The 20872-nt window shown below is 55.5% G+C and carries 25 protein-coding genes; 20 read left to right on the plus strand and 5 right to left on the minus strand.

Annotated features, from left to right (window positions below; genetic code table 11):
• The first annotated feature begins 20 nt into the window (after nt 1–20).
• The 15 genes from pdxB (at nt 21) to hisP (ending at nt 14124) form a co-directional block, all read left to right on the plus strand.
• Nucleotides 21–1157 (plus strand): 4-phosphoerythronate dehydrogenase PdxB, encoded by a 1137-nt coding sequence (gene pdxB, locus ACWKXX_RS06605; protein ID WP_261666091.1) that lies wholly within the window; start codon nt 21–23, stop codon nt 1155–1157.
• Nucleotides 1158–1223: 66 nt separating this feature from the next.
• Nucleotides 1224–2237: an aspartate-semialdehyde dehydrogenase gene (locus ACWKXX_RS06610; protein WP_015572252.1), complete on the plus strand. Its 1014-nt coding sequence runs from the start codon at nt 1224–1226 to the stop codon at nt 2235–2237.
• The gene (gene truA, locus ACWKXX_RS06615) at nt 2237–3049 is read left to right on the plus strand and encodes a tRNA pseudouridine(38-40) synthase TruA (protein ID WP_023295093.1); all 813 of its coding nucleotides are present in this window, start codon (nt 2237–2239) and stop codon (nt 3047–3049) included. Before ACWKXX_RS06610 ends, truA begins: the two co-directional genes overlap by 1 nt.
• A 28-nt stretch (nt 3050–3077) precedes the next feature.
• Entirely contained in the window at nt 3078–3737 is a 660-nt protein-coding gene (locus tag ACWKXX_RS06620) for a DedA family protein (protein WP_003861406.1), read from the plus strand.
• Nucleotides 3738–3891: 154 nt separating this feature from the next.
• On the plus strand, nt 3892–4797 hold the full coding sequence (accD, locus tag ACWKXX_RS06625) for an acetyl-CoA carboxylase, carboxyltransferase subunit beta (RefSeq protein WP_014884667.1): 906 nt from the start codon (nt 3892–3894) through the stop codon (nt 4795–4797).
• A 70-nt stretch (nt 4798–4867) separates the two neighbouring features.
• A complete protein-coding gene (folC, locus tag ACWKXX_RS06630) occupies nt 4868–6136 on the plus strand; it encodes a bifunctional tetrahydrofolate synthase/dihydrofolate synthase (protein WP_023295092.1) in 1269 nt (422 codons plus the stop codon).
• Nucleotides 6126–6821: a cell division protein DedD gene (dedD, locus tag ACWKXX_RS06635; RefSeq protein ID WP_017383444.1), complete on the plus strand. Its 696-nt coding sequence runs from the start codon at nt 6126–6128 to the stop codon at nt 6819–6821. The genes folC and dedD overlap by 11 nt, the downstream gene beginning before the upstream one ends.
• 254 nt (nt 6822–7075) lie before the next feature.
• Entirely contained in the window at nt 7076–7564 is a 489-nt protein-coding gene (gene cvpA, locus ACWKXX_RS06640; RefSeq protein WP_000262116.1) for a colicin V production protein, read from the plus strand.
• Nucleotides 7565–7597: 33 nt separating this feature from the next.
• Complete coding sequence (gene purF / locus ACWKXX_RS06645) at nt 7598–9115, plus strand: amidophosphoribosyltransferase (RefSeq protein ID WP_006811407.1); 1518 nt, start codon at nt 7598–7600, stop codon at nt 9113–9115.
• An 89-nt stretch (nt 9116–9204) separates the two neighbouring features.
• Nucleotides 9205–9774: a UbiX family flavin prenyltransferase gene (locus ACWKXX_RS06650; protein ID WP_015572254.1), complete on the plus strand. Its 570-nt coding sequence runs from the start codon at nt 9205–9207 to the stop codon at nt 9772–9774.
• Between the two features lie 290 nt (nt 9775–10064).
• The gene (argT, locus tag ACWKXX_RS06655; protein WP_015572255.1) at nt 10065–10847 is read left to right on the plus strand and encodes a lysine/arginine/ornithine ABC transporter substrate-binding protein ArgT; all 783 of its coding nucleotides are present in this window, start codon (nt 10065–10067) and stop codon (nt 10845–10847) included.
• 226 nt (nt 10848–11073) lie between these two features.
• Nucleotides 11074–11856, plus strand: a complete 783-nt coding sequence (hisJ, locus tag ACWKXX_RS06660; protein WP_261666093.1) for a histidine ABC transporter substrate-binding protein HisJ — start codon at nt 11074–11076, stop codon at nt 11854–11856.
• A gap of 88 nt (nt 11857–11944) precedes the next feature.
• A complete protein-coding gene (locus ACWKXX_RS06665; RefSeq protein WP_015572256.1) occupies nt 11945–12631 on the plus strand; it encodes a histidine ABC transporter permease HisQ in 687 nt (228 codons plus the stop codon).
• The gene (locus tag ACWKXX_RS06670; protein ID WP_003861424.1) at nt 12628–13341 is read left to right on the plus strand and encodes an ABC transporter permease; all 714 of its coding nucleotides are present in this window, start codon (nt 12628–12630) and stop codon (nt 13339–13341) included. Before ACWKXX_RS06665 ends, ACWKXX_RS06670 begins: the two co-directional genes overlap by 4 nt.
• 9 nt (nt 13342–13350) lie before the next feature.
• On the plus strand, nt 13351–14124 hold the full coding sequence (gene hisP, locus ACWKXX_RS06675; protein ID WP_003861426.1) for a histidine ABC transporter ATP-binding protein HisP: 774 nt from the start codon (nt 13351–13353) through the stop codon (nt 14122–14124).
• A gap of 140 nt (nt 14125–14264) precedes the next feature.
• Here the strand turns inward: hisP and ACWKXX_RS06680 are convergent, their stop codons facing one another.
• The 4 genes from ACWKXX_RS06680 to yfcG all read right to left on the minus strand — a co-directional run bounded on the left by ACWKXX_RS06680 (nt 14265) and on the right by yfcG (nt 16790).
• A complete protein-coding gene (locus ACWKXX_RS06680) occupies nt 14265–14765 on the minus strand; it encodes a GNAT family N-acetyltransferase (RefSeq protein WP_045343827.1) in 501 nt (166 codons plus the stop codon).
• A gap of 44 nt (nt 14766–14809) precedes the next feature.
• A complete protein-coding gene (locus ACWKXX_RS06685; protein WP_032102738.1) occupies nt 14810–15703 on the minus strand; it encodes a TIGR01777 family oxidoreductase in 894 nt (297 codons plus the stop codon).
• A 13-nt stretch (nt 15704–15716) separates the two neighbouring features.
• Entirely contained in the window at nt 15717–16085 is a 369-nt protein-coding gene (gene folX / locus ACWKXX_RS06690) for a dihydroneopterin triphosphate 2'-epimerase (RefSeq protein WP_003861432.1), read from the minus strand.
• A gap of 75 nt (nt 16086–16160) precedes the next feature.
• Complete coding sequence (gene yfcG / locus ACWKXX_RS06695; protein ID WP_003861434.1) at nt 16161–16790, minus strand: GSH-dependent disulfide bond oxidoreductase; 630 nt, start codon at nt 16788–16790, stop codon at nt 16161–16163.
• A 140-nt stretch (nt 16791–16930) separates the two neighbouring features.
• On the opposite strand from yfcG, the gene yfcF reads away from it, so the two are divergent.
• From yfcF to yfcD, 3 genes are read left to right on the plus strand one after another with little or no spacing between them, the layout of a single operon-like run.
• Nucleotides 16931–17575: a glutathione transferase gene (gene yfcF, locus ACWKXX_RS06700; protein WP_017692996.1), complete on the plus strand. Its 645-nt coding sequence runs from the start codon at nt 16931–16933 to the stop codon at nt 17573–17575.
• 56 nt (nt 17576–17631) lie between these two features.
• On the plus strand, nt 17632–18183 hold the full coding sequence (yfcE, locus tag ACWKXX_RS06705) for a phosphodiesterase (RefSeq protein WP_003861437.1): 552 nt from the start codon (nt 17632–17634) through the stop codon (nt 18181–18183).
• A gap of 55 nt (nt 18184–18238) precedes the next feature.
• A complete protein-coding gene (gene yfcD / locus ACWKXX_RS06710) occupies nt 18239–18805 on the plus strand; it encodes an NUDIX hydrolase YfcD (protein WP_006811396.1) in 567 nt (188 codons plus the stop codon).
• Between the two features lie 3 nt (nt 18806–18808).
• Here yfcD and ACWKXX_RS06715 read toward each other — a convergent pair whose 3' ends face one another.
• Nucleotides 18809–19828, minus strand: coding sequence for a LacI family DNA-binding transcriptional regulator (locus ACWKXX_RS06715; protein WP_045141718.1), 1020 nt, complete (start codon nt 19826–19828; stop codon nt 18809–18811).
• Between the two features lie 236 nt (nt 19829–20064).
• On the opposite strand from ACWKXX_RS06715, the gene ACWKXX_RS06720 reads away from it, so the two are divergent.
• Nucleotides 20065–20508, plus strand: a complete 444-nt coding sequence (locus tag ACWKXX_RS06720) for a PTS sugar transporter subunit IIA (protein ID WP_040117902.1) — start codon at nt 20065–20067, stop codon at nt 20506–20508.
• Between the two features lie 79 nt (nt 20509–20587).
• A complete protein-coding gene (locus tag ACWKXX_RS06725; RefSeq protein WP_003861447.1) occupies nt 20588–20860 on the plus strand; it encodes a PTS sugar transporter subunit IIB in 273 nt (90 codons plus the stop codon).
• The last annotated feature ends 12 nt before the right edge of the window (nt 20861–20872 follow it).

Genomic DNA, 20872 nt, shown 5'->3' on the forward strand with positions numbered 1-20872 from the left:
TCTCAAACAGGTACTCAGACGTGAAAATCCTCGTTGATGAAAATATGCCTTACGCCCGTGAGCTGTTCAGCCGCCTGGGTGAGGTTAAGGCTGTCCCTGGTCGCCCGATTCCGGTCAGCGAACTGGACGATGCAGACGCCCTGATGGTGCGCTCGGTGACCAAAGTAAATGAGGCACTGCTCACCGGCAAAGGGGTTAAATTTGTCGGGACGGCAACGGCCGGGACCGATCATGTGGATGACCAGTGGCTTAAGCAGGCGGGGATTGGTTTTTCCGCGGCGCCAGGCTGTAACGCCATTGCCGTCGTGGAATATGTTTTCTCCTCGCTATTGATGCTGGCCGAGCGCGATGGTTTTGTGCTGAAAGACCGCACCGTCGGGATTGTGGGGGTGGGCAACGTGGGCGGACGTCTGCAAAAGCGTCTGGAAGCCTGGGGTATCCGCACCCTGCTGTGCGATCCGCCGCGTAAGGATAACGGCGATGAAGACGACTTCCGCACGCTGGATGAGCTGGTCGACGAGTGCGACGTCATCACCTTCCATACGCCGCTCTTTAAAGAGGGGCCGTACAAGACTCTGCACCTGGCCGACGAAAAGCTGATCCGCCGTCTGAAGGCTGGCACTATTCTGATAAATGCCTGCCGGGGACCGGTGGTGGATAACGCGGCGCTGCTGGCATGTCTCGACGAAGGACAAGAGCTTAGCGTCGTGCTGGACGTCTGGGAACCAGAGCCGGATCTCAACGTCGCCTTGCTGAATAAGGTGGACGTGGGTACCGCGCATATTGCGGGTTATACCCTTGAAGGCAAAGCGCGTGGCACAACCCAGGTGTTTGAGGCTTACAGCGCCTTTATCGGCCATCCGCAGCAGGTGGCGCTGGATACGCTGCTGCCCGCCCCGGAATTCGGCCGCATTACCCTTCATGGCCCGCTGGATGAGGCAACGCTGAAAAGACTGGTGCATTTGGTGTATGATGTGCGCCGCGATGACGCGCTGCTGCGTAAAGTGGCGGGTATTCCGGGTGAGTTTGACAAGCTGCGCAAAAATTACCTTGAGCGCCGCGAGTGGTCTTCCCTGTATGTCATGTGCGATGACGCGTCAGCGGCGGGGCTGCTGCATAAACTGGGATTTAACGCCGTTCACCACCCGGCACGTTAATGTCTTCTTAATGCTCCCTGTCGGATGCTCCGGCAGGGACGCTTTTTATTTCTGGAGTAAACCACCATGTCTGAAGGCTGGAACATTGCCATTTTGGGTGCCACTGGCGCCGTGGGCGAAGCCCTGCTTGAAACCCTTGCTGAGCGTCAGTTCCCGGTGGGTGAGATTTACGCACTGGCGCGTACCGACAGCGCAGGAGAACATCTGCGTTTCGGCGGCAAATCCGTGATGGTGCAGGATGCCGCCGCGTTTGACTGGACGCAGGCTCAGCTGGCGTTTTTTGCCGCAGGGGCGGAAGCCACGGCGTCTTACATTGAAGAAGCGACAAATTCAGGCTGTCTGGTGATCGACCTGAGCGGCCTGTTCTCCCTGGAGCCGGATGTGCCGCTGGTGGTGCCGGACGTCAACCCGTTTGTGCTGGCTGACTACCGCAACCGCAACATCATTGCAGTACCGAACAGCCTCACCAGCCAGCTGCTGACCGCGCTGAAGCCGCTGATCGACGACGGTGGCCTGTCGCGTATTTCCGTGACCAGCCTGCTTTCAGCCTCCGCTAACGGTAAAAAAGCCGTAGACGCACTGGCAGGGCAGAGCGCGAAGCTGCTGAACGGTATCCCGATCGACGAAGATGATTTCTTTGGCCGCCAGCTGGCGTTCAACATGCTGCCGCTGCTGCCGGATCGTGAAGGTTCGGTGCGGGAAGAGCGTCGTATCGTCGATGAAGCACGCAAAATTTTGCAGGATGACGGGCTAATGATCTCCGCGAATGTCGTGCAGTCTCCGGTCTTTTACGGCCACGCGCAGATGGTCGGGTTTGAAGCCCTGCGTCCGCTGGCGGCTGAAGAAGCCCGCGACGCGTTTGGCCGCGGTGAGGATATTGTCCTGTCCGAAGAGAGCGAATTCCCGACGCAGGTGGGCGACGCCACCGGCAGCGCGCATCTCTCTGTGGGCTGCGTGCGTAACGATTACGGTATGCCGGAGCAGGTGCAGTTCTGGTCCGTTGCCGACAACGTGCGTTTTGGCGGCGCGCTGATGGCGGTCAAAATCGCGGAAAAACTGGTGCAGGAGTATCTGTACTGATGTCAGATGTGGAACAAAAGCCGGTCCACAGAATTGCCCTCGGCATTGAATACGATGGCAGTAAATACTATGGCTGGCAGCGGCAGAATGAGGTGCGCAGCGTCCAGGAGAAGCTGGAGAAAGCGCTCTCTCAGGTGGCGAACGAACCGATAAGCGTCTTCTGTGCGGGCCGCACCGATGCCGGCGTTCACGGCACGGGGCAGGTGGTGCATTTTGACACCACCGCCGTGCGCAAAGCCGCGGCCTGGACGCTGGGTGTAAATGCGAATTTGCCTGGTGACATTGCCGTGCGTTGGGTGAAAGCTGTGCCGGATGATTTTCACGCGCGTTTCAGCGCGACGGCGCGGCGCTACCGTTATGTCATCTATAACCAGCGCCTGCGCCCGGCGGTGTTAAGCCAGGGCGTGACGCATTTTTATGAACCGCTGGATGCAGAATGTATGCAGCGTGCGGCGCAGTGTCTGATTGGAGAGAATGATTTTACGTCGTTTCGTGCGGTGCAGTGTCAGTCCCGTACGCCGTGGCGTAACGTCATGCACATTAACGTCAGTCGTTATGGCGCGTATGTGGTGGTGGATATCAAAGCCAATGCCTTTGTACATCATATGGTGCGGAATATTGTAGGCAGCCTGATGGAAGTGGGCGCCGGACACCAGCCGGAGAGCTGGATTGCAGAACTGCTGGCAGCGAAGGACAGAACGCTTGCGGCAGCAACGGCGAAAGCGGAAGGGCTGTATCTGGTTTCGGTGGATTATCCGGACCGGTTCGACCTGCCAAAACCGCCAATGGGCCCGCTGTTTTTAGCGGACTAAACAAAGGTGCAATTAGGGCTTAGACAATATGGACGTAATACGTTTTCTGATTGATTTCATCCTGCATATTGATGTTCACCTGGCGGAGCTGGTCGCGCAGTACGGCGTCTGGGTGTACGCCATTCTGTTCCTCATTCTGTTCTGTGAAACCGGCCTTGTGGTTACGCCGTTCCTGCCGGGAGATTCACTGCTGTTCGTGGCGGGCGCGTTATCCGCACTGCCAACGAATGACCTGAATGTCCATCTGATGGTGGTCCTGATGATCATCGCCGCGATTGTTGGTGATGCGGTCAACTACACCATCGGGCGGGTGTTTGGCGAGCGGTTGTTCAGTAATCCGGACTCGAAGATTTTCCGCCGCAGTTATTTAGATAAGACCCATGCGTTCTATGAGCGCCATGGCGGTAAGACCATTATCCTTGCCCGTTTTGTGCCTATTGTGCGTACATTTGCACCGTTTGTGGCGGGAATGGGTCACATGTCCTATCGTCATTTTGCCATGTACAACGTGGTGGGCGCGCTGCTGTGGGTGCTGCTGTTCACCTATGCAGGCTACCTGTTTGGCGATCTGCCGGTGGTTCAGGAAAACCTTAAGTTACTGATTGTAGCGATTATTGTGCTTTCCGTACTGCCTGGCGTCATCGAAATTATCCGTCACAAACGCGCGGCGGCAAAGCAAGCGAAGTAAATGCACGCTGGCGGTTCGACCACTTTTTTATCCAAAGTTTCGGGCTGTTATGTTTTAATGTGCAACATTCATGGTCTGTTGGAGGCAAAAATGGCATTATTCGCCTCTTACAGCAAAACTGGCATACGACCAGGTTCAGGCAGAAAGGTTATCAATGAGCTGGATTGAACGAATTAAAAGCAACATTACCCCAACGCGTAAAGCGAGCATTCCTGAAGGGGTATGGACGAAGTGTGATAGCTGCGGCCAGGTTCTGTATCGCGCAGAGCTGGAACGCAATCTTGAGGTGTGTCCGAAGTGTGACCACCATATGCGTATGTCGGCGCGCAACCGCCTGCATAGCCTGCTGGACGAAGGTTCTCTGGTAGAACTGGGCAGCGAACTGGAGCCAAAAGATGTGCTTAAGTTCCGCGACTCCAAAAAATACAAAGATCGTCTGGCCTCTGCGCAGAAAGAGACCGGCGAGAAAGACGCGCTGATCGTTATGAAAGGCACCCTGCACGAGATGCCGGTGGTTGCCGCCGCGTTTGAGTTCTCCTTTATGGGCGGCTCAATGGGCTCTGTGGTTGGCGCGCGCTTCGTGCGTGCCGTTGAGCAGGCGCTGGAAGACAACTGCCCGCTGATCTGCTTCTCCGCCTCCGGTGGCGCACGTATGCAGGAAGCGCTGATGTCCCTGATGCAGATGGCGAAAACCTCTGCGGCGCTGGCGAAAATGCAGGAGCGCGGTCTGCCGTACATCTCGGTACTGACCGATCCAACCATGGGCGGCGTTTCTGCAAGCTTCGCGATGCTGGGCGACCTGAACATCGCTGAGCCAAAAGCGCTGATCGGCTTTGCGGGTCCTCGCGTTATCGAGCAGACCGTACGTGAGAAACTGCCGCCGGGCTTCCAGCGCAGTGAGTTCCTCATTGAGAAGGGCGCCATCGACATGATCGTCCGCCGTCCGGAAATGCGCCTGAAACTGGCAAGCGTCCTGGCGAAGCTGATGAATCTGCCGGCGCCGAACCCGGACGAGCCGCGCGAAGGCGTGGTGGTACCGGATCAGGAACCCGAGGCCTGATAACTGAAAAGGGCAGGGCCGAATGGCGCTGCCCTTTTGCTTTCTAAACCGTTAATGACAACCGGGCATCATGGAAAATAAAAGCATTCCTCAAGCCACGTCGCCCCTGGCCGCGTGGCTTTCTTATCTGGAAAACCTGCACAGTAAAACTATCGACATGGGCCTTGAGCGCGTAAGCCAGGTTGCCGCGCGTCTTGACGTGTTGAAACCCGCGCCTTTCGTATTTACCGTGGCCGGCACTAACGGTAAAGGCACCACCTGCCGCACGCTGGAATCTGTCCTGATGGCGGCGGGGTACAAGGTTGGCGTTTACAGCTCGCCGCATCTGGTGCGCTATACCGAGCGCGTGCGCGTGCAAAACACCGAGCTGGCGGAATCCGCCCATACGGCGTCGTTTGCCGCTATCGAAGCTGCGCGCGGCGAAACCTCATTAACCTATTTCGAATACGGCACCCTGTCGGCGCTGTGGCTGTTTAAGCAGGCGCAGCTGGACGTGGTGATCCTGGAAGTGGGGTTGGGCGGGCGTCTGGATGCCACCAATATGGTGGATGCGGATGTCGCCGTCGTCACCAGCATCGCGCTGGATCACACCGACTGGCTGGGCCCGGACCGCGAGAGCATTGGCCGTGAGAAGGCCGGTATTTTCCGGGCCAATAAGCCTGCCGTGGTAGGCGAACCGGACATGCCGCACACCATTGCTGAGGTAGCGAAAGAGAAGGGCGCTCGTCTGCTGCGTCGCGGCGTGGACTGGCAGTATGAGGTGCAGGACAAAGGCTGGCGCTTCAGCGATGCGCAGGGCGTGCTGGAGAATCTGCCGCTGCCTCAGGTGCCACAGCCTAACGCGGCGACTGCGCTGGCAGCCCTGCGCGCCAGCGGATTAGCGGTAAGCGAGCAGGCAATCCGCGACGGCATTCAGAACGCACTGTTACCGGGACGTTTCCAGATTGTGAGTGAGTCACCGCGTCTGATTCTGGATGTTGCACATAACCCGCATGCGGCGGCGTACCTCGCAGGACGTCTCAAATCGTTACCAAAAACCGGGCGCGTGCTGGCGGTTATCGGTATGCTTCATGATAAAGATATCGGCGGCACGCTGGCCTGCATGGAGAGTGTGGTCGATAGCTGGTATTGTGCTCCTCTGGAAGGGCCGCGCGGCGCGACTGCTGAGCAGTTGATGGAACATCTCGGCAAAGGCGAAATCTACAGCAGTGTGGTTTCGGCCTGGCGTGCCGCGATGGCGGAGGCTAAACCAGAAGATACCGTGCTGGTGTGTGGGTCATTCCACACGGTGGCACATGTCATGGAAGTGATGGACGCGGGGAGAACCGGTGGCGAGTAAGTTTCAGAACCGTTTAACAGGAACCATTGTGCTGGTCGCGCTCGGGGTGATTATTCTCCCGGGACTGCTCGACGGGCAAAAAAAGCATTACCAGGATGAATTTGCGGCCATTCCGCTGGTACCCAAACCGGGCGATCGCGACGAGCCCGATATGCTGCCAGCGGCAACGCAGGCGCTGCCTGCCCAGCCGCCAGAAGGTGCAGCGGAAGAGGTGCGCGCAGGTGATGCAGCCGCGCCGTCTCTTGATCCGTCGCGTCTGGCCGCGAATAACAACGTTGAAATCGATCCTGTACCGGTAGAGCAACCCAAACCGGTTGAAAAACCGAAGCCGGTAGAGAAAACGCAGCCTAAACCGCAGCGTGACAAAGCCGACGAGCAGCTGGCTGCGGCAACGGAAACGCCGCCACCGGCCAAACAGACCCAGCAGGAGGCCGCCCCTACGGGTAAAGCCTATGTCGTTCAGCTCGGTGCGTTGAAAAATGCAGATAAGGTCAATGAGATCGTGAGTAAACTGCGCGGCGCGGGATACCGTGTTTATACTTCACCCACCACGCCGGTACAGGGTAAAATTACCCGTATCCTCGTGGGGCCGGATGCGTCTAAAGATAAGCTCAAAGGTTCGCTTGGCGAGCTGAAGCAAATCTCCGGCCTGAGCGGTGTGGTGATGAACTACAGCGCCAACTGATAGAAATTATCCCCTCACCCTAACCCTCTCCCCAAAAGAGCGAGGGGACGGTTTGCTCCCTCTCCCTTGAGGGAGAGGGCCGGGATGAGGGGGAGGCAGACGTTCACAGAAACGTCAAAGGTGCGGGGGCGTTGAGCATTTTTTCAGCGCCTTTTTTATTTACGCGTGGGAAGGAAATCCCTACGCAAACGTTTTCTTTTTCTGTTAGAATTCGCCCCGAACTGGATGACAGGGCGTTTAATCGTGGGACACATATGGTCTGGATTGATTACGCCATCATTGCGGTGATTGGTTTTTCCTGTCTGGTTAGCCTGATCCGTGGCTTTGTTCGTGAAGCGTTATCGCTGGTAACCTGGGGTTGTGCTTTCTTTGTTGCCAGTCATTACTACACTTACCTGTCTGTCTGGTTCACGGGCTTTGAAGATGAACTGGTCCGAAACGGAATCGCCATCGCGGTGCTGTTTATCGCGACGCTGATTGTCGGCGCTATCGTCAATTACGTGATAGGTCAGCTGGTCGAGAAAACCGGTCTGTCAGGAACGGACAGGGTACTCGGCATCTGTTTCGGCGCGTTGCGAGGCGTGCTCATTGTGGCCGCGATCCTGTTCTTCCTGGATACCTTTACCGGGTTCTCCAAAAGTGAAGACTGGCAAAAATCGCAGCTCATTCCGGAGTTCAGCTTCATCATCAGATGGTTCTTTGACTATCTGCAAAGCTCGTCGAGTTTCTTGCCCAGGGCATAAACCCTGAGATGTGGCTTAACGAGGAAAAGACGAATGTGCGGTATTGTCGGTATCGCCGGTTTCATGCCGGTAAACCAGTCGATTTATGACGCGTTAACGGTGCTTCAGCACCGTGGGCAGGATGCTGCGGGTATCATCACCATTGATGCAAACAACTGCTTCCGTTTACGCAAGGCGAATGGCCTGGTAAACGATGTGTTTGAAGCCCGCCATATGCAGCGTCTGCAAGGTAATATGGGGATCGGTCACGTTCGTTATCCTACTGCTGGCAGTTCCAGCGCCTCTGAGGCTCAGCCTTTTTACGTTAACTCCCCGTATGGCATCACGCTTGCCCACAATGGCAATCTGACCAATGCCCACGAGCTGCGTAAAAAGCTGTTCGAAGAGAAACGTCGCCACATTAACACCACCTCTGATTCTGAAATCCTGCTCAATATCTTTGCCAGCGAACTGGATAACTTCCGCCATTATCCGCTGGAAGCAGACAACATTTTTGCCGCCGTTGCCGCGACTAACCGCCTGATCCGTGGCGCGTACGCTTGCGTGGCGATGATCATCGGTCACGGCATGGTGGCCTTCCGCGATCCAAACGGCATTCGCCCGCTGGTGCTCGGCAAACGTGACCTCGGCGATGGCCGTTCCGAGTACATGGTTGCCTCCGAAAGCGTGGCGCTGGACACTCTGGGCTTCGAATTCCTGCGTGATGTCGCGCCAGGCGAAGCGGTCTACATCACTGAGAAGGGCCAGCTGTTTACCCGTCAGTGCGCCGACAACCCGGTGAGCAACCCGTGCCTGTTCGAATACGTTTACTTCGCGCGTCCGGACTCGTTCATCGACAAGATTTCCGTTTACAGCGCGCGCGTCAACATGGGGACGAAGCTGGGCGAGAAGATTGCCCGCGAGTGGGACGATCTCGACATTGATGTCGTGATCCCAATCCCTGAAACCTCCTGTGATATCGCGCTGGAAATTGCCCGTATTCTGGACAAGCCGTACCGTCAGGGCTTCGTAAAAAACCGCTACGTGGGCCGCACCTTTATCATGCCGGGCCAGCAGCTGCGTCGTAAGTCCGTACGTCGTAAGCTGAACGCTAACCGTGCCGAGTTCCGCGACAAGAACGTGCTGCTGGTGGACGACTCCATTGTGCGCGGCACGACGTCTGAGCAGATCATCGAGATGGCGCGTGAGGCCGGGGCGAAGAAAGTGTATCTCGCCTCCGCAGCGCCGGAAATTCGCTTCCCGAACGTGTATGGCATTGATATGCCAACCGCTAACGAGCTGATTGCTCACGGTCGTGAAGTAGACGAAATTCGGCAGATCATCGGTGCCGACGGCCTGATTTTCCAGGATCTGAACGATCTGATCGACGCGGTGCGCGCCGAGAACCCGGATATTCAGCAGTTCGAATGCTCGGTATTCAATGGGATCTACGTAACGAAAGACGTTGACCAGCAGTATCTCGACTATCTGGATTCGCTGCGTAACGACGATGCGAAAGCCGTCCAGCTGCAAAACGATCTCGAAAGCTTAGAGATGCACAACGAAGGTTGATGCGTATGCAGGTGAGGGCGCTCGCCCTCACTTGCAACTCCCCGTAAAATCCTGCACAGTCTGCCCTGAAATCAGCAAGGGCGAAAATCATGAAACGACTCATTGTAGGGATCAGCGGTGCCAGCGGCGCGATTTATGGCGTCCGGCTGTTACAGGTGCTGCGTGACGTTGCAGGCGTAGAAACCCATCTGGTGATGAGCCAGGCGGCGCGTCAGACCCTCTCTCTTGAAACCGATCTCTCTCTGCGCGACGTTCAGGCCCTGGCTGACGTTGTCCACGATGCCCGCGATATCGCCGCCAGCATCTCTTCGGGCTCGTTTAAAACGGCCGGCATGGTTATTTTGCCCTGTTCGATTAAAACCCTTTCCGGCATTGTAAACAGCTATACCGACACGCTGGTGACGCGTGCAGCGGATGTGGTGCTGAAAGAGCGTCGTCCTCTGGTGCTCTGCGTGCGGGAAACGCCGCTGCACCTGGGACATCTGCGTTTAATGACGCAGGCAGCCGAACTGGGGGCCGTGATTATGCCGCCGGTCCCCGCGTTCTATCATCGTCCGCAAACGCTGGACGATGTCATCAACCAGACCGTTAACCGCGTACTGGATCAGTTCGATATCGACCTGCCGGAAGATCTCTTTACCCGCTGGCAGGGGGCGTGAAGCTGTGCACAAACAAGGTGCATGAAAAGACAATTTGCCCTGTTTCAGGGCAAAACTGCAACCGCGATCATATCCTCGACATTTAATCCGCTTTTTCCCTTTTTCTCTTTCCGGTTCGTTCGGCAGACCTGCTATCTTTCACCATTAAGGCAGTATCGCAACGTTTTATTAACATATTTAACGTCGTAGTTTTAACCCGACGACAATGTGGCATAAGACCTGCAAGAACAGCCTGCAACACAACACACAACATAAACCATAATAAAATCACGGTTCTTGAGGGTAAATGTATGAAGAAGACGGTTCTGGCTCTGTCTTTGCTCGTGGGCTTGAGTGCAGCAGCAAGTAGCTATGCAGCGCTTCCACAGACAGTTCGTATCGGTACAGACGCAACTTACGCGCCATTCTCCTCCAAGGATGCGAAAGGCGACTTCGTGGGGTTTGATATCGATCTGGGAAATGAGATGTGCAAACGCATGGAAGTGAAATGCACATGGGTGGGCAGTGACTTTGATGCGCTGATCCCGTCGCTGAAAGCCAAGAAAATTGATGCCATTATCTCTTCTCTTTCCATCACGGAAAAACGTCAGCAGGAGATCGCCTTCTCTGAGAAGCTCTACGCTGCCGACTCACGTCTGATTGCCGCGAAAGGCTCGCCAATCCAGCCGACCATCGACTCGCTGAAAGGCAAACATGTTGGCGTGCTTCAGGGCTCGACCCAGGAAGGTTACGCCAATGCTAACTGGCGCGAGAAGGGCGTCGATGTTGTGGCTTACCAGAACCAGGATCTGATCTACTCTGACCTGGCGGCAGGCCGTCTGGATGCCGCGTTTCAGGATGAAGTCGCCGCGAGCGAAGGCTTCCTGAAACAGCCTGCGGGTAAAGAGTACGCCTTTGCCGGCCCGTCGGTAAAAGACAAAAAATACTTTGGCGACGGTACCGGTATTGGCCTGCGTAAGGATGATACCGAGCTGAAAGCCGCCTTCGACAAAGCATTTAATGAGCTGCGTAAAGACGGTACCTACGACAAACTGGCGAAGAAATACTTCGATTTCAACGTCTACGGTGATTAATGCCTGAATAAGATGCACTGAAGTGGTGCATCTTAACGGGGTTATGTTCCAGTATGGTGCAACACATGCACCATACTGGATCGTTGTGTGCATAGTTAAGCATTTAAAATGCAAAAATTCCCGTTCAAAGGCATTAATCTTTGCCTGAATGAGGGGATTAATGGCACATTAACAACACCCCGTCGTCGTAAAAATCTCGTATTAAGACAGTTTGTTGAGGACAGATATGAAAAAACTGGTGTTGTCACTTTCTCTGGTACTGGCTTTTTCCAGCGCCACCGCGGCATTCGCAGCAATTCCGCAGAAAATTCGTATTGGAACTGACCCAACCTATGCACCTTTCGAATCGAAGAATGCGAAGGGGGAACTGGTCGGTTTTGACATCGATCTGGCTAACGAGCTGTGCAAACGCATTAAAGCGCAATGTACCTACGTTGAAAACCCGCTGGATGCGCTGATCCCGTCCCTGAAAGCGAAGAAAATTGACGTGATCATGTCCTCCCTGTCCATCACAGAAAAACGTCAGCAGGAGATTGCCTTCACGGACAAACTCTATGCGGCGGACTCACGTCTGGTGGTGGCGAAATCCTCTGACATTCAGCCAACCCTTGAATCTCTGAAAGGCAAACGCGTGGGCGTGTTGCAGGGTACGACGCAGGAAACCTACGGCAACGAGCACTGGGCGCCAAAGGGGATTGAAATTGTCTCTTACCAGGGCCAGGAAAACATCTACGCAGACCTGACGGCAGACCGCATTGATGCAGCATTCCAGGACGAAGTGGCGGCAAGCGAAGGCTTCCTGAAACAGCCTGTGGGTAAAGATTACAAGTTCGGCGGTCCGTCCATTAAGGACGAAAAACTCTTTGGCGTCGGTACCGGTATGGGCCTGCGTAAAGAAGACAACGAACTGCGTGAAGCCCTGAACAAAGCGTTCGCCGAGATGCGCGCGGACGGCACCTATGACAAGCTGGCTAAAAAGTACTTCGATTTTAATGTTTACGGCGGCTAATCGCCCCGTCTGATAACGTGCGGCCCCTCCCGTTGCGGGAGGGGAAAAGACACGGTTCCACCACTCACGAGACGACAGGGCACGCGGTATGCTGTACGGATTTTCTGGCGTTATTTTACAGGGCGCGCTTGTCACCCTTGAGCTGGCTATCAGCTCCGTGGTGCTGGCGGTGCTGATAGGCCTGGCGGGCGCGGGGGCAAAATTATCCGCCAACAGACCGCTGGCGCTGATATTTGAAGGCTATACCACGCTGATTCGCGGCGTGCCTGACCTGGTGCTGATGCTGCTGATCTTTTACGGCCTGCAAATCGCACTTAACGGCGTGACGGATGCCATCGGCATGGAGCAGATCGATATCGACCCGATGGTGGCCGGTATTATTACCCTTGGTTTTATCTACGGTGCCTATTTCACTGAGACTTTCCGCGGCGCTTACATGGCCGTGCCGAAAGGGCATATTGAAGCGGCGACCGCCTACGGTTTTACCTCCTCACAAACGTTTCGCCGGATCATGTTCCCGGCCATGATGCGCTACGCGCTGCCGGGTATCGGTAACAACTGGCAGGTTATTCTCAAGGCAACGGCGCTGGTCTCCCTGCTGGGCCTGGAAGATGTGGTGAAGGCCACGCAGCTGGCGGGTAAAAGCACCTGGGAACCGTTCTATTTTGCGGTGGTTTGCGGCGTAATTTATCTGGTCTTTACGACCGTCTCCAATGGTGTGCTGCTTCTGCTCGAACGTCGCTACTCCGTGGGTGTGAAGAGGGCTGACCTGTGATTGAGATTATTCAGGAGTACTGGAAATCCCTGCTGTGGACGGATGGCTACCGCTTTACTGGCGTGGCCATCACGCTGTGGCTGCTGATCTCCTCGGTGGTAATGGGCGGCATTCTGGCGGTGTTTCTTGCCATTGGCCGCGTGTCGAACAATAAATTTATCCAGTTCCCTATATGGCTATTCACCTACGTGTTTCGCGGTACGCCGCTGTACGTGCAGCTACTGGTGTTCTATTCCGGGATGTACACGCTGGAGATCGTGAAAGGCACCGAGATGCTGAACGCGTTCTTCCGCAGCGGTCTGAACTGTACGGTGCTGGCGCTGACCCTCAATACCTGCGCCTATACCACCGAGATCTTCGCCGGGGCCATCCGTTCTGTGCCGCACGGTGAGATCGAGGCGGCGCGCGCGTACGGCTTCTCGTCCGTGAAGCTCTACCGCTGTATTATTCTGCCTTCGGCGCTGCGTATTGCGCTGCCGGCCTACAGCAACGAAGTGATTTTAATGCTGCATTCGACGGCACTGGCGTTTACCGCCACGGTACCTGATCTGTTAAAGATTGCCCGCGATATTAACTCTGCCACCTACCAGCCGTTTACGGCGTTTGGCATTGCGGCAGTGCTCTATTTGATCATTTCTTACGTCCTGATCAGCCTGTTCCGTAAGGCTGAAAAACGCTGGTTGCAGCATATAAAACCGTCGACGCACTGAGAATTTATGATGGCTGAGAACAAATTAAACGTAATTGATTTGCACAAGCGCTACGGCGAACATGAAGTGCTGAAAGGGGTGTCGCTGGAGGCTAACGCGGGCGACGTGATCAGTATTATCGGCTCATCAGGTTCGGGTAAAAGTACCTTCCTGCGCTGCATCAACTTCCTCGAAAAGCCGAGCGAAGGATCGATTGTGGTGAGCGGACAGAACATCAACATGGTCCGTGATAAAGACGGCCAGCTTAAAGTGGCGGATAAAAACCAGCTGCGCCTGCTGCGCACACGCCTGACGATGGTGTTCCAGCACTTCAACCTCTGGAGCCACATGACGGTGCTGGAGAACGTGATGGAAGCGCCGGTTCAGGTGCTCGGCTTAAGCAAGCAGGAAGCCCGCGAGCGTGCGGTCAAATACCTGGCGAAAGTGGGTATCGACGAGCGGCAGCAGATCAAATATCCGGTGCACCTGTCAGGGGGGCAGCAGCAGCGTGTTTCTATCGCCCGTGCGCTGGCGATGGAGCCGGAAGTGTTGCTGTTTGACGAACCGACTTCCGCGCTGGATCCTGAACTCGTTGGCGAAGTGCTGCGCATCATGCAAAAGCTGGCGGAAGAGGGCAAAACGATGGTGGTGGTGACGCACGAGATGGGCTTCGCCCGTAACGTTTCTAACCACGTTATCTTCCTGCATCAGGGGAAAATTGAAGAGCAGGGTCATCCAGATGAGGTGCTGGCGAACCCGCAAAGCCCGCGGTTGCAGCAGTTCCTGAAAGGCTCGTTGAAGTAGGTTTGGCCTTTCTCCCTCTCCCTGTGGGAGAGGGCCGGGGTGAGGGCATCAGGCCGCAGAGCCGCCCAATTGCCCGGTGGCGCTTCGCTTACCGGGCCTACAAAACCCGTAGGCCGGGCAAACGCAGTGCCGCCCGGCATTCAACACTCCAGCCGATACACCCAGTCGTCATACCGTACGCCGTTAATCTCGTACGCCTTCTCCAGCACCTGCGTGCGCACAAAACCCGCTTTCTCAAGGACCCGCACCGACCCAACGTTATCTGCCAGCACGTACGCGTTTATCGCCTTCACGCCCGTCTGGTTAAATGCATACTCGCACACCGCGTGCAGCGCCTCGCTGGCAATGCCTTTTCCCTGCGCGGCAGGCACAACCGTGTAGCCAATATCCGCCTCTTCACGGTTCGCCGCACTGATTTGCAGGCCGATATCCCCGAGCGGCGTAACGTCGTTATGCAGACGGATCACAAAGACATGCTCCGCCATCAGGCGCGCGGCAAATACGCGGCGCGTCTCTTTTTCCGGCGTGATAGCGGCCATATAGCGCATGATGGCGGGGTCTTCACGCAGAGAGCGGAAGAACGCCCAGTCAGAAGGTTCGAAAGGGGTGAGGTGAAGCCGGGTTGTGGTAATGGTTGCCATAGTTACGCCATCTCATCCAGACATGGCGTATAACTCTAACATATTCACTGCACCACATCCCCCAGCGCCTCTTCCAGGTCATACCAGCGGAACGTGAACCCGGCCGCTTCCAGCCGTTTTGGCAGCGCGCGTTGCCCGCCCAGCACCAGCACCGAAGACTCACCCATCAACAGACGAATCGCCGTTGCAGGCACGCGCAGCACCGCCGGGCGATGCAGGGCATGCCCCAGGGCGTGAGCAAATTGTTCATTACGTACGGGGTAAGGGGATACCATGTTAAATGGCCCGCGCAGATCGTTATCCAGCAGCCAGAGAATGCCGTTGACCATATCGTCGATATGGATCCACGCCAGATACTGACGACCGTTGCCGATGGGCCCGCCAAGCCCCATTTTAAACGGCGGCAGCATTTTACCGAGAATACCGCCCTTCGGCGCAAGTACCACACCGGTGCGCAGCAGGCAGACGCGGGTACGATCGCTTTGCGCCGCGCAGGCGATGCGCTCCCACTGGGCGCAGAGTTTATGGGTAAACTCGTTGTGCGGCGGCTCCTCTTCTGTCACCACCACTTCACCGAGATCGCCATAGTAGCCTGTAGCAGAGCCTGAAATCAGCACCGAAGGCGGCGTCTCGCTGTTGCGAATCAGCTCAACCAGCCTTTCGGTCATGTTCCAGCGGCTGCTGCATAAACGCTGTTTTTGCTCTTCGGTCCAGCGTTTATCGGCGATAGGTTCGCCAGCAAGGTTGATGACGGCGTCAAAGCCGTTCAGATCCTGCCTTTCCGCCAGGCCTTTCCAGATCTCAACGCCGGCGCCCAGCACCTGGCGCGCTTTCTCCGGGCTGCGCGTGACCACGGTAATGTCGTGATGCAACGCCTGCAAACGTGGAATGAGATGGCGACCAATCAGGCCCGTACCGCCGGTGAGCAGGATCTTCATACAACCTCCAGGTTTACGCCTGGCGCTGCCAGCTTAACGTCATGGAGACGGAGTCGGCGTAGCGCAGGGCGTGAAGTTTATCGATCTCCACTTCAGCATAAGTGACCCAGTGGTGTTCGCGTGCGATGTCGAGCACATCCTGAGTTAATTTTTCCAGTAGCGCAAAACGGTTGTTCTCAACGTACTGGATGATGCTTTTGGTGATCGTGCGATAGTTCAGCGCGTCATTGATGTCTTCGCTGGCGCGCGCCTTGTCTGCCGGGTAGTGGATCACCACATTCACTACGATATCCTGGCGATTCGCGATCTCCTCCTCTTTGATACCAATGAACGTGCGTAAGCGTAAGTTTTTTATACGAATAATAGCGTCATGCTGGGACATTGCAGGTCTTCTCCGTGTCAGTATTTTCACCTCATCATACATGAGGAGAACACCTGCACCCAACGGGGCGCAGGCTCAAATCTGATGGATTTTTTGCATGGCGCGTTCGGTTGCCGGGCGGGTCCGGATGCGCTCAAACCAGTTGTTCACCGCCGGATAAGTGGCCAGATCGATCCGGTGGCGTTCATGGGTGTTGATCCACGGCCAGCAGGCGATATCTGCGATGCTGTAATGCTCACCTCCCAGCCACGGTGATTTTTCCAGCCGACGGTTCAGGACCCCGTACAGGCGCTGGGTTTCGACCTGATAGCGCTCAATGGCGTAAGGGATCGTCTGCGGCGCATAGGCAGTAAAGTGATGATTCTGCCCCAGCATCGGCCCCAGGCCGCTCGACTGCCAGAATAACCATTGCAGCGTGTGATGACGCTCGCGCAACTCCCCGCTCAGGAGCTTGCCGGTTTTCTCTGCCAGATAGAGCAAAATCTCTCCGGACTCAAACAGGCTTAACGGTTTGCCGCCGTCGGAGGGCAGGTTATCAATGATGGCCGGAATTTTATTGTTGGGCGATATGGCCAGAAAAACGGGGCGGAACTGGTCGCCTTTACTGATATCCACGCGAATGATCCGGTAGTCCACTTCGGCTTCTTCGAGAAAGAGGGTGATCTTATGGCCATTAGGGGTGGGGGCATAATAGAGATCTATCATTCTCAACTCCTGTCAGTGCGAATAGTGTTGCCATAAAAAATCAGTATAGGTGCTTGTTGTAAATCGTGAGTTTTCATCAAGTGACAGCGAGGCAAAGAGATTATATGTTGAGTGAAAACCGATCAGCCGATGAGGATGTTATGAGCCAGCCTGTAATAACGTTGTGGTCCGATGCGAACTTTTTTTCTCCTTATGTCATGAGCGTTTATGTGGCGCTGGCAGAAAAGGGGCTTACTTTTAGTCTGAAAACCGTCGACCTGGACAGCGGCGAACATCTGAAGCCCCAGTGGCAGGGCTACGCGCTCACTCGCCGAGTCCCTGTGCTGGAGATCGACGGTTTTGAGTTGAGTGAATCCTCGGCGATTGACGAGTATCTTGAGGACCGCTTTGCCCCGCCAGAGTGGGAACGCATCTATCCTCACGATCTGCAAAAGCGCGCCCGCGCTCGCCAGATCCAGGCATGGCTGCGTAGCGACCTGGTGCCGATTCGCACAGAACGCTCTACGGACGTGGTGTTCGCTGGCGTCAAAAAGCCCGCCCTCAGCGAGGAAGGCTTATCCAGCGCCCGGAAGCTGATCGAAACTGCGTCATCGCTGCTGGCGCAGGGTAACCCCAACCTGTTTGGCGAGTGGTGTATTGCCGACACCGATCTGGCGCTGATGCTCAATCGCTTGATCCTCAATGGCGATGACGTCCCACAGCTGCTGGTGGATTACGCCACATTCCAGTGGCAACGCGCGTCGGTACAGCGCTATCTGGCACTCTCTGCTAAGCGCGCGGGCTGATAAGACGGGGCGCTTGAGGTATGATAGGGGCAGTCTGAATTCCTAAGGAGTAACTGATGAAACTGATGTTTGCGTCGGATATTCATGGATCGCTGCCCGCGACCGAACGCGTGCTTTCTCTGTTCGCCCAAAGCGGAGCGCAATGGCTGGTGATCCTGGGCGACGTGTTAAACCACGGCCCACGCAATGCGTTGCCGGAAGGCTACGCTCCCGCGCAGGTGGCGGAAAAACTTAATCATTTTGCCTCGCGCATTATCGCCGTTCGCGGCAACTGTGACAGCGAAGTTGACCAGATGCTGCTGAATTTTCCCATCACCGCTCCCTGGCAACAGGTGTTGATGGAAAACAGCCGTTTGTTCCTGACCCACGGGCACCTGTTCGGCCCGGATAACCTGCCGTCACTCGCCGCTGGCGATGTCCTGGTTTATGGTCATACTCATATTCCGGTGGCGGAAAAACGCGGGGCGTTTTATCACTTTAATCCCGGGTCTGTCAGCATTCCTAAAGGCGGCAATCCGGCAAGCTACGGCATGTATGAAGACGGGACATTAAGCGTTATCGCACTTAATGATCAGCAAGTTATTGCGCAGATAGCGATTAATCCGTAAGTTACACCACAACTGCAAACGCGCCGAAAGAGCGCTTAGACGAGAAGGTTTCCCGATGGTGGAGCAGAATCATTTGGCAAGTACTGAGTGGGTTGACATTGTCAGCGAAGAGAATGAAGTGATCGCGCAGGCCAGCCGCGAACAAATGCGTGCGGAGCGTCTGCGTCACCGCGCGACGTACATCGTTGTTCATGACGGCATGGGCAAGATTCTGGTCCAGCGTCGCACCGACACCAAAGATTTTCTTCCTGGTATGCTGGATGCCACAGCGGGTGGCGTTGTGCAGGCCGATGAAGTATTGCTGGATTCCGCGCGTCGTGAAGCGGAAGAAGAGTTAGGTATCGCTGGCGTGCCGTTTGCCGAGCACGGGCAATTTTATTTCGAAGATGAACATTGTCGCGTCTGGGGCGGGCTGTTCAGCTGCGTTTCCCACGGACCTTTCGCCTTGCAGGAAGAGGAAGTGAGCGAAGTGTGCTGGATGACGCCGGAAGAGATCACTGCGCGTTGCGACGAGTTCACGCCAGATTCCCTTAAAGCACTGGCGCTGTGGATGACCCGCAACGCCAAAAACGAATCCGCTAAACCGGAAAATAAGGCGGAAAAAGAGGAAGAGGCTGAGTAAGCCTTAACAGCTTTCCCGCAGACACAGGCTGGACGCGATGGGTTTATGATCGCGCCAGTCTCCGTCATTCAGACGTTCCAGTAACGCTTTCCCGGCTTCAATCCCAATCTTGCGATGCGGTACTGCCATCGTTGTCAGCGGCGGCTGGCAGACGCGGCTGACGTCGCTGTCGCCAAAGCCCACGACCGCTAATTCGTCCGGCACTTTGATGCGCCGACGCTGGCACTCATACAGCGCGCCGCAGGCCAGTTCATCTGATACGCACACCAGCGCATCCAGTTCCGGCCACGCCAGCAGGAACTCTGGCAGTTGTGCCGCGCCGGTGGAGAAGTTCGGCGGCATGGCGGCATTAATCACTCTGTTCGGCGACAGGTGGTGGCGCAGCATCGCCTTGTACCAGCCCTGCAAATGCTGCTGAAAAATCCACTGCTCCTGGTTAGCGCACAGCAGGCCGATATTCTGGTAGCCACGCTGAATCACCATCTCGGTAAGTTCATACATGGCGGCGACGTTATCAATCCCGATATTCATATCAATCGGATCGGCACGCATTGCACCCATTTCCATCACCGGGATAGAGGCGTTTTTCAGCCAGTGGCGTACGGTATCGGAGTGCTCGACGCTGAGCAGTATCGCTGCGGCGATATTTGAGGCCAGCAGCGTTTCGAGCAGTTTCTCTTCCTGTTCAAGACGATGCTGAGATTCCGCCAGCATGATCTGGTATCCGGCTGGCTGGAGCACCTGCTGTAGCCCGGCGAACATCTCGGAACAGCCAGCTTCGGAAAGGTTGGGAACTACCATCGCGATCGTCCATGACGACGCCGATGCCAGTGCGCTGGCGGCAAGATTGGGCATATAACCCAGCTCCTGCACCGCGGCTTCAATTTTTTCACGCAGTTTATCGGAAACCTGTTCGGGCGTGCGGAGGGCACGGGAAACAGTCATCGTGCCTACGCCGGCAAGCTGTGCGACATCCGCGAGCGTTACTTTTCCGGTACTGCGCCGTTTTCGGGTTAAAGACATACATCTTCCTGCTGACAGGACGCGATTCAGTTTCATCCTTCATTTTACGTGACAGGCAGTATACGCCTTAAATCCCTTTTTTTGCTGTGATTTCGCACCATGACAGCAATTTGATAGCGCTATCACAGTTCTGCATGTTAGTCGTTGGTAGCGCTATCTTTGTGATCGCGATCGCAGTCATTGATTGATGGGTTGAATAGAGTTTGCCCATGTCTGATCTTTAGCGGGAGTGAAAAATGCTCAAAAAGTGGATATATGATACAACCATCATCCTACAGGATAGCGTTGAAAGCTGGCCCCAGGCGCTGGAACTGTGCGCGAAACCGCTGCTGGATTTGCAGGTTATCGCGCCGGAATATGTTACGGCTATCATCGAGCAGCACCACACGTTAGGTCCCTACTATGTGCTGGCTCCAGGGCTGGCAATGCCCCATGCGCGACCGGAAGAAGGAGCGAAAGGACTTGGCCTGTCATTATTAAAACTGAAACAGGGCGTCTCTTTTGGTGCCGGTGAGTTTGACCCTGTCGATGTCATTGTGATGCTGGCGGCGCCGGACAAGCATAGCCATATCGAAATGATCTCAGCCTTAGCGGAATTATTTTCCAGCGACGAAGATATGGCTGAATTACATCGGGCGAATACGCTGGAGGAGATAAAAACCGTCATCGATCGCTTCTGATTTAATTATTTAATCCGATTCATCTCAACATTACGCGTCAGCGTGATGGGGCGTACTCTACTCAAAAAAGGGGATAACAATGAAAATCATGGCTATTTGCGGCTCCGGCCTGGGCAGCAGTTTTATGGTCGAAATGAATATTAAAAAGGTGCTCAAAAAACTGGAAATTGAGGCCGAGGTTGAACACTCCGATCTCTCCTCGGCCACGCCGGGCGCGGCGGACCTGTTTGTAATGGCAAAAGACATTGCCGCCAGCGCCAGCGTGCCGGAAAGCCAGCTGGTGGTGATCAACAATATCATCGATATCAACGAACTCGAAGCGCAGCTGCGCGCCTGGTTCGAAAGACAATAATCCTGATAAGGC

This window comes from Enterobacter sp. UPMP2061, from assembly GCF_053709615.1.

What these genes read in the sequence shown, in the direction of transcription:
- yfcG (WP_003861434.1), bottom strand. Translation starts at nt 16,790, where the DNA reads ATGATAGATCTCTATTATGCCCCCACCCCTAATGGCCATAAGATCACC.
- truA (WP_023295093.1), top strand. Translation starts at nt 2,237, where the DNA reads ATGTCAGATGTGGAACAAAAGCCGGTCCACAGAATTGCCCTCGGCATT.
- cvpA (WP_000262116.1), top strand. Translation starts at nt 7,076, where the DNA reads ATGGTCTGGATTGATTACGCCATCATTGCGGTGATTGGTTTTTCCTGT.
- ACWKXX_RS06665 (WP_015572256.1), top strand. Translation starts at nt 11,945, where the DNA reads ATGCTGTACGGATTTTCTGGCGTTATTTTACAGGGCGCGCTTGTCACC.
- folX (WP_003861432.1), bottom strand. Translation starts at nt 16,085, where the DNA reads ATGTCCCAGCATGACGCTATTATTCGTATAAAAAACTTACGCTTACGC.
- purF (WP_006811407.1), top strand. Translation starts at nt 7,598, where the DNA reads ATGTGCGGTATTGTCGGTATCGCCGGTTTCATGCCGGTAAACCAGTCG.
- yfcE (WP_003861437.1), top strand. Translation starts at nt 17,632, where the DNA reads ATGAAACTGATGTTTGCGTCGGATATTCATGGATCGCTGCCCGCGACC.
- ACWKXX_RS06610 (WP_015572252.1), top strand. Translation starts at nt 1,224, where the DNA reads ATGTCTGAAGGCTGGAACATTGCCATTTTGGGTGCCACTGGCGCCGTG.
- accD (WP_014884667.1), top strand. Translation starts at nt 3,892, where the DNA reads ATGAGCTGGATTGAACGAATTAAAAGCAACATTACCCCAACGCGTAAA.
- folC (WP_023295092.1), top strand. Translation starts at nt 4,868, where the DNA reads ATGGAAAATAAAAGCATTCCTCAAGCCACGTCGCCCCTGGCCGCGTGG.
- ACWKXX_RS06620 (WP_003861406.1), top strand. Translation starts at nt 3,078, where the DNA reads ATGGACGTAATACGTTTTCTGATTGATTTCATCCTGCATATTGATGTT.
- ACWKXX_RS06720 (WP_040117902.1), top strand. Translation starts at nt 20,065, where the DNA reads ATGCTCAAAAAGTGGATATATGATACAACCATCATCCTACAGGATAGC.
- ACWKXX_RS06650 (WP_015572254.1), top strand. Translation starts at nt 9,205, where the DNA reads ATGAAACGACTCATTGTAGGGATCAGCGGTGCCAGCGGCGCGATTTAT.
- hisJ (WP_261666093.1), top strand. Translation starts at nt 11,074, where the DNA reads ATGAAAAAACTGGTGTTGTCACTTTCTCTGGTACTGGCTTTTTCCAGC.
- ACWKXX_RS06680 (WP_045343827.1), bottom strand. Translation starts at nt 14,765, where the DNA reads ATGGCAACCATTACCACAACCCGGCTTCACCTCACCCCTTTCGAACCT.
- argT (WP_015572255.1), top strand. Translation starts at nt 10,065, where the DNA reads ATGAAGAAGACGGTTCTGGCTCTGTCTTTGCTCGTGGGCTTGAGTGCA.
- ACWKXX_RS06685 (WP_032102738.1), bottom strand. Translation starts at nt 15,703, where the DNA reads ATGAAGATCCTGCTCACCGGCGGTACGGGCCTGATTGGTCGCCATCTC.
- ACWKXX_RS06725 (WP_003861447.1), top strand. Translation starts at nt 20,588, where the DNA reads ATGAAAATCATGGCTATTTGCGGCTCCGGCCTGGGCAGCAGTTTTATG.
- yfcF (WP_017692996.1), top strand. Translation starts at nt 16,931, where the DNA reads ATGAGCCAGCCTGTAATAACGTTGTGGTCCGATGCGAACTTTTTTTCT.
- ACWKXX_RS06715 (WP_045141718.1), bottom strand. Translation starts at nt 19,828, where the DNA reads ATGTCTTTAACCCGAAAACGGCGCAGTACCGGAAAAGTAACGCTCGCG.
- hisP (WP_003861426.1), top strand. Translation starts at nt 13,351, where the DNA reads ATGGCTGAGAACAAATTAAACGTAATTGATTTGCACAAGCGCTACGGC.
- yfcD (WP_006811396.1), top strand. Translation starts at nt 18,239, where the DNA reads ATGGTGGAGCAGAATCATTTGGCAAGTACTGAGTGGGTTGACATTGTC.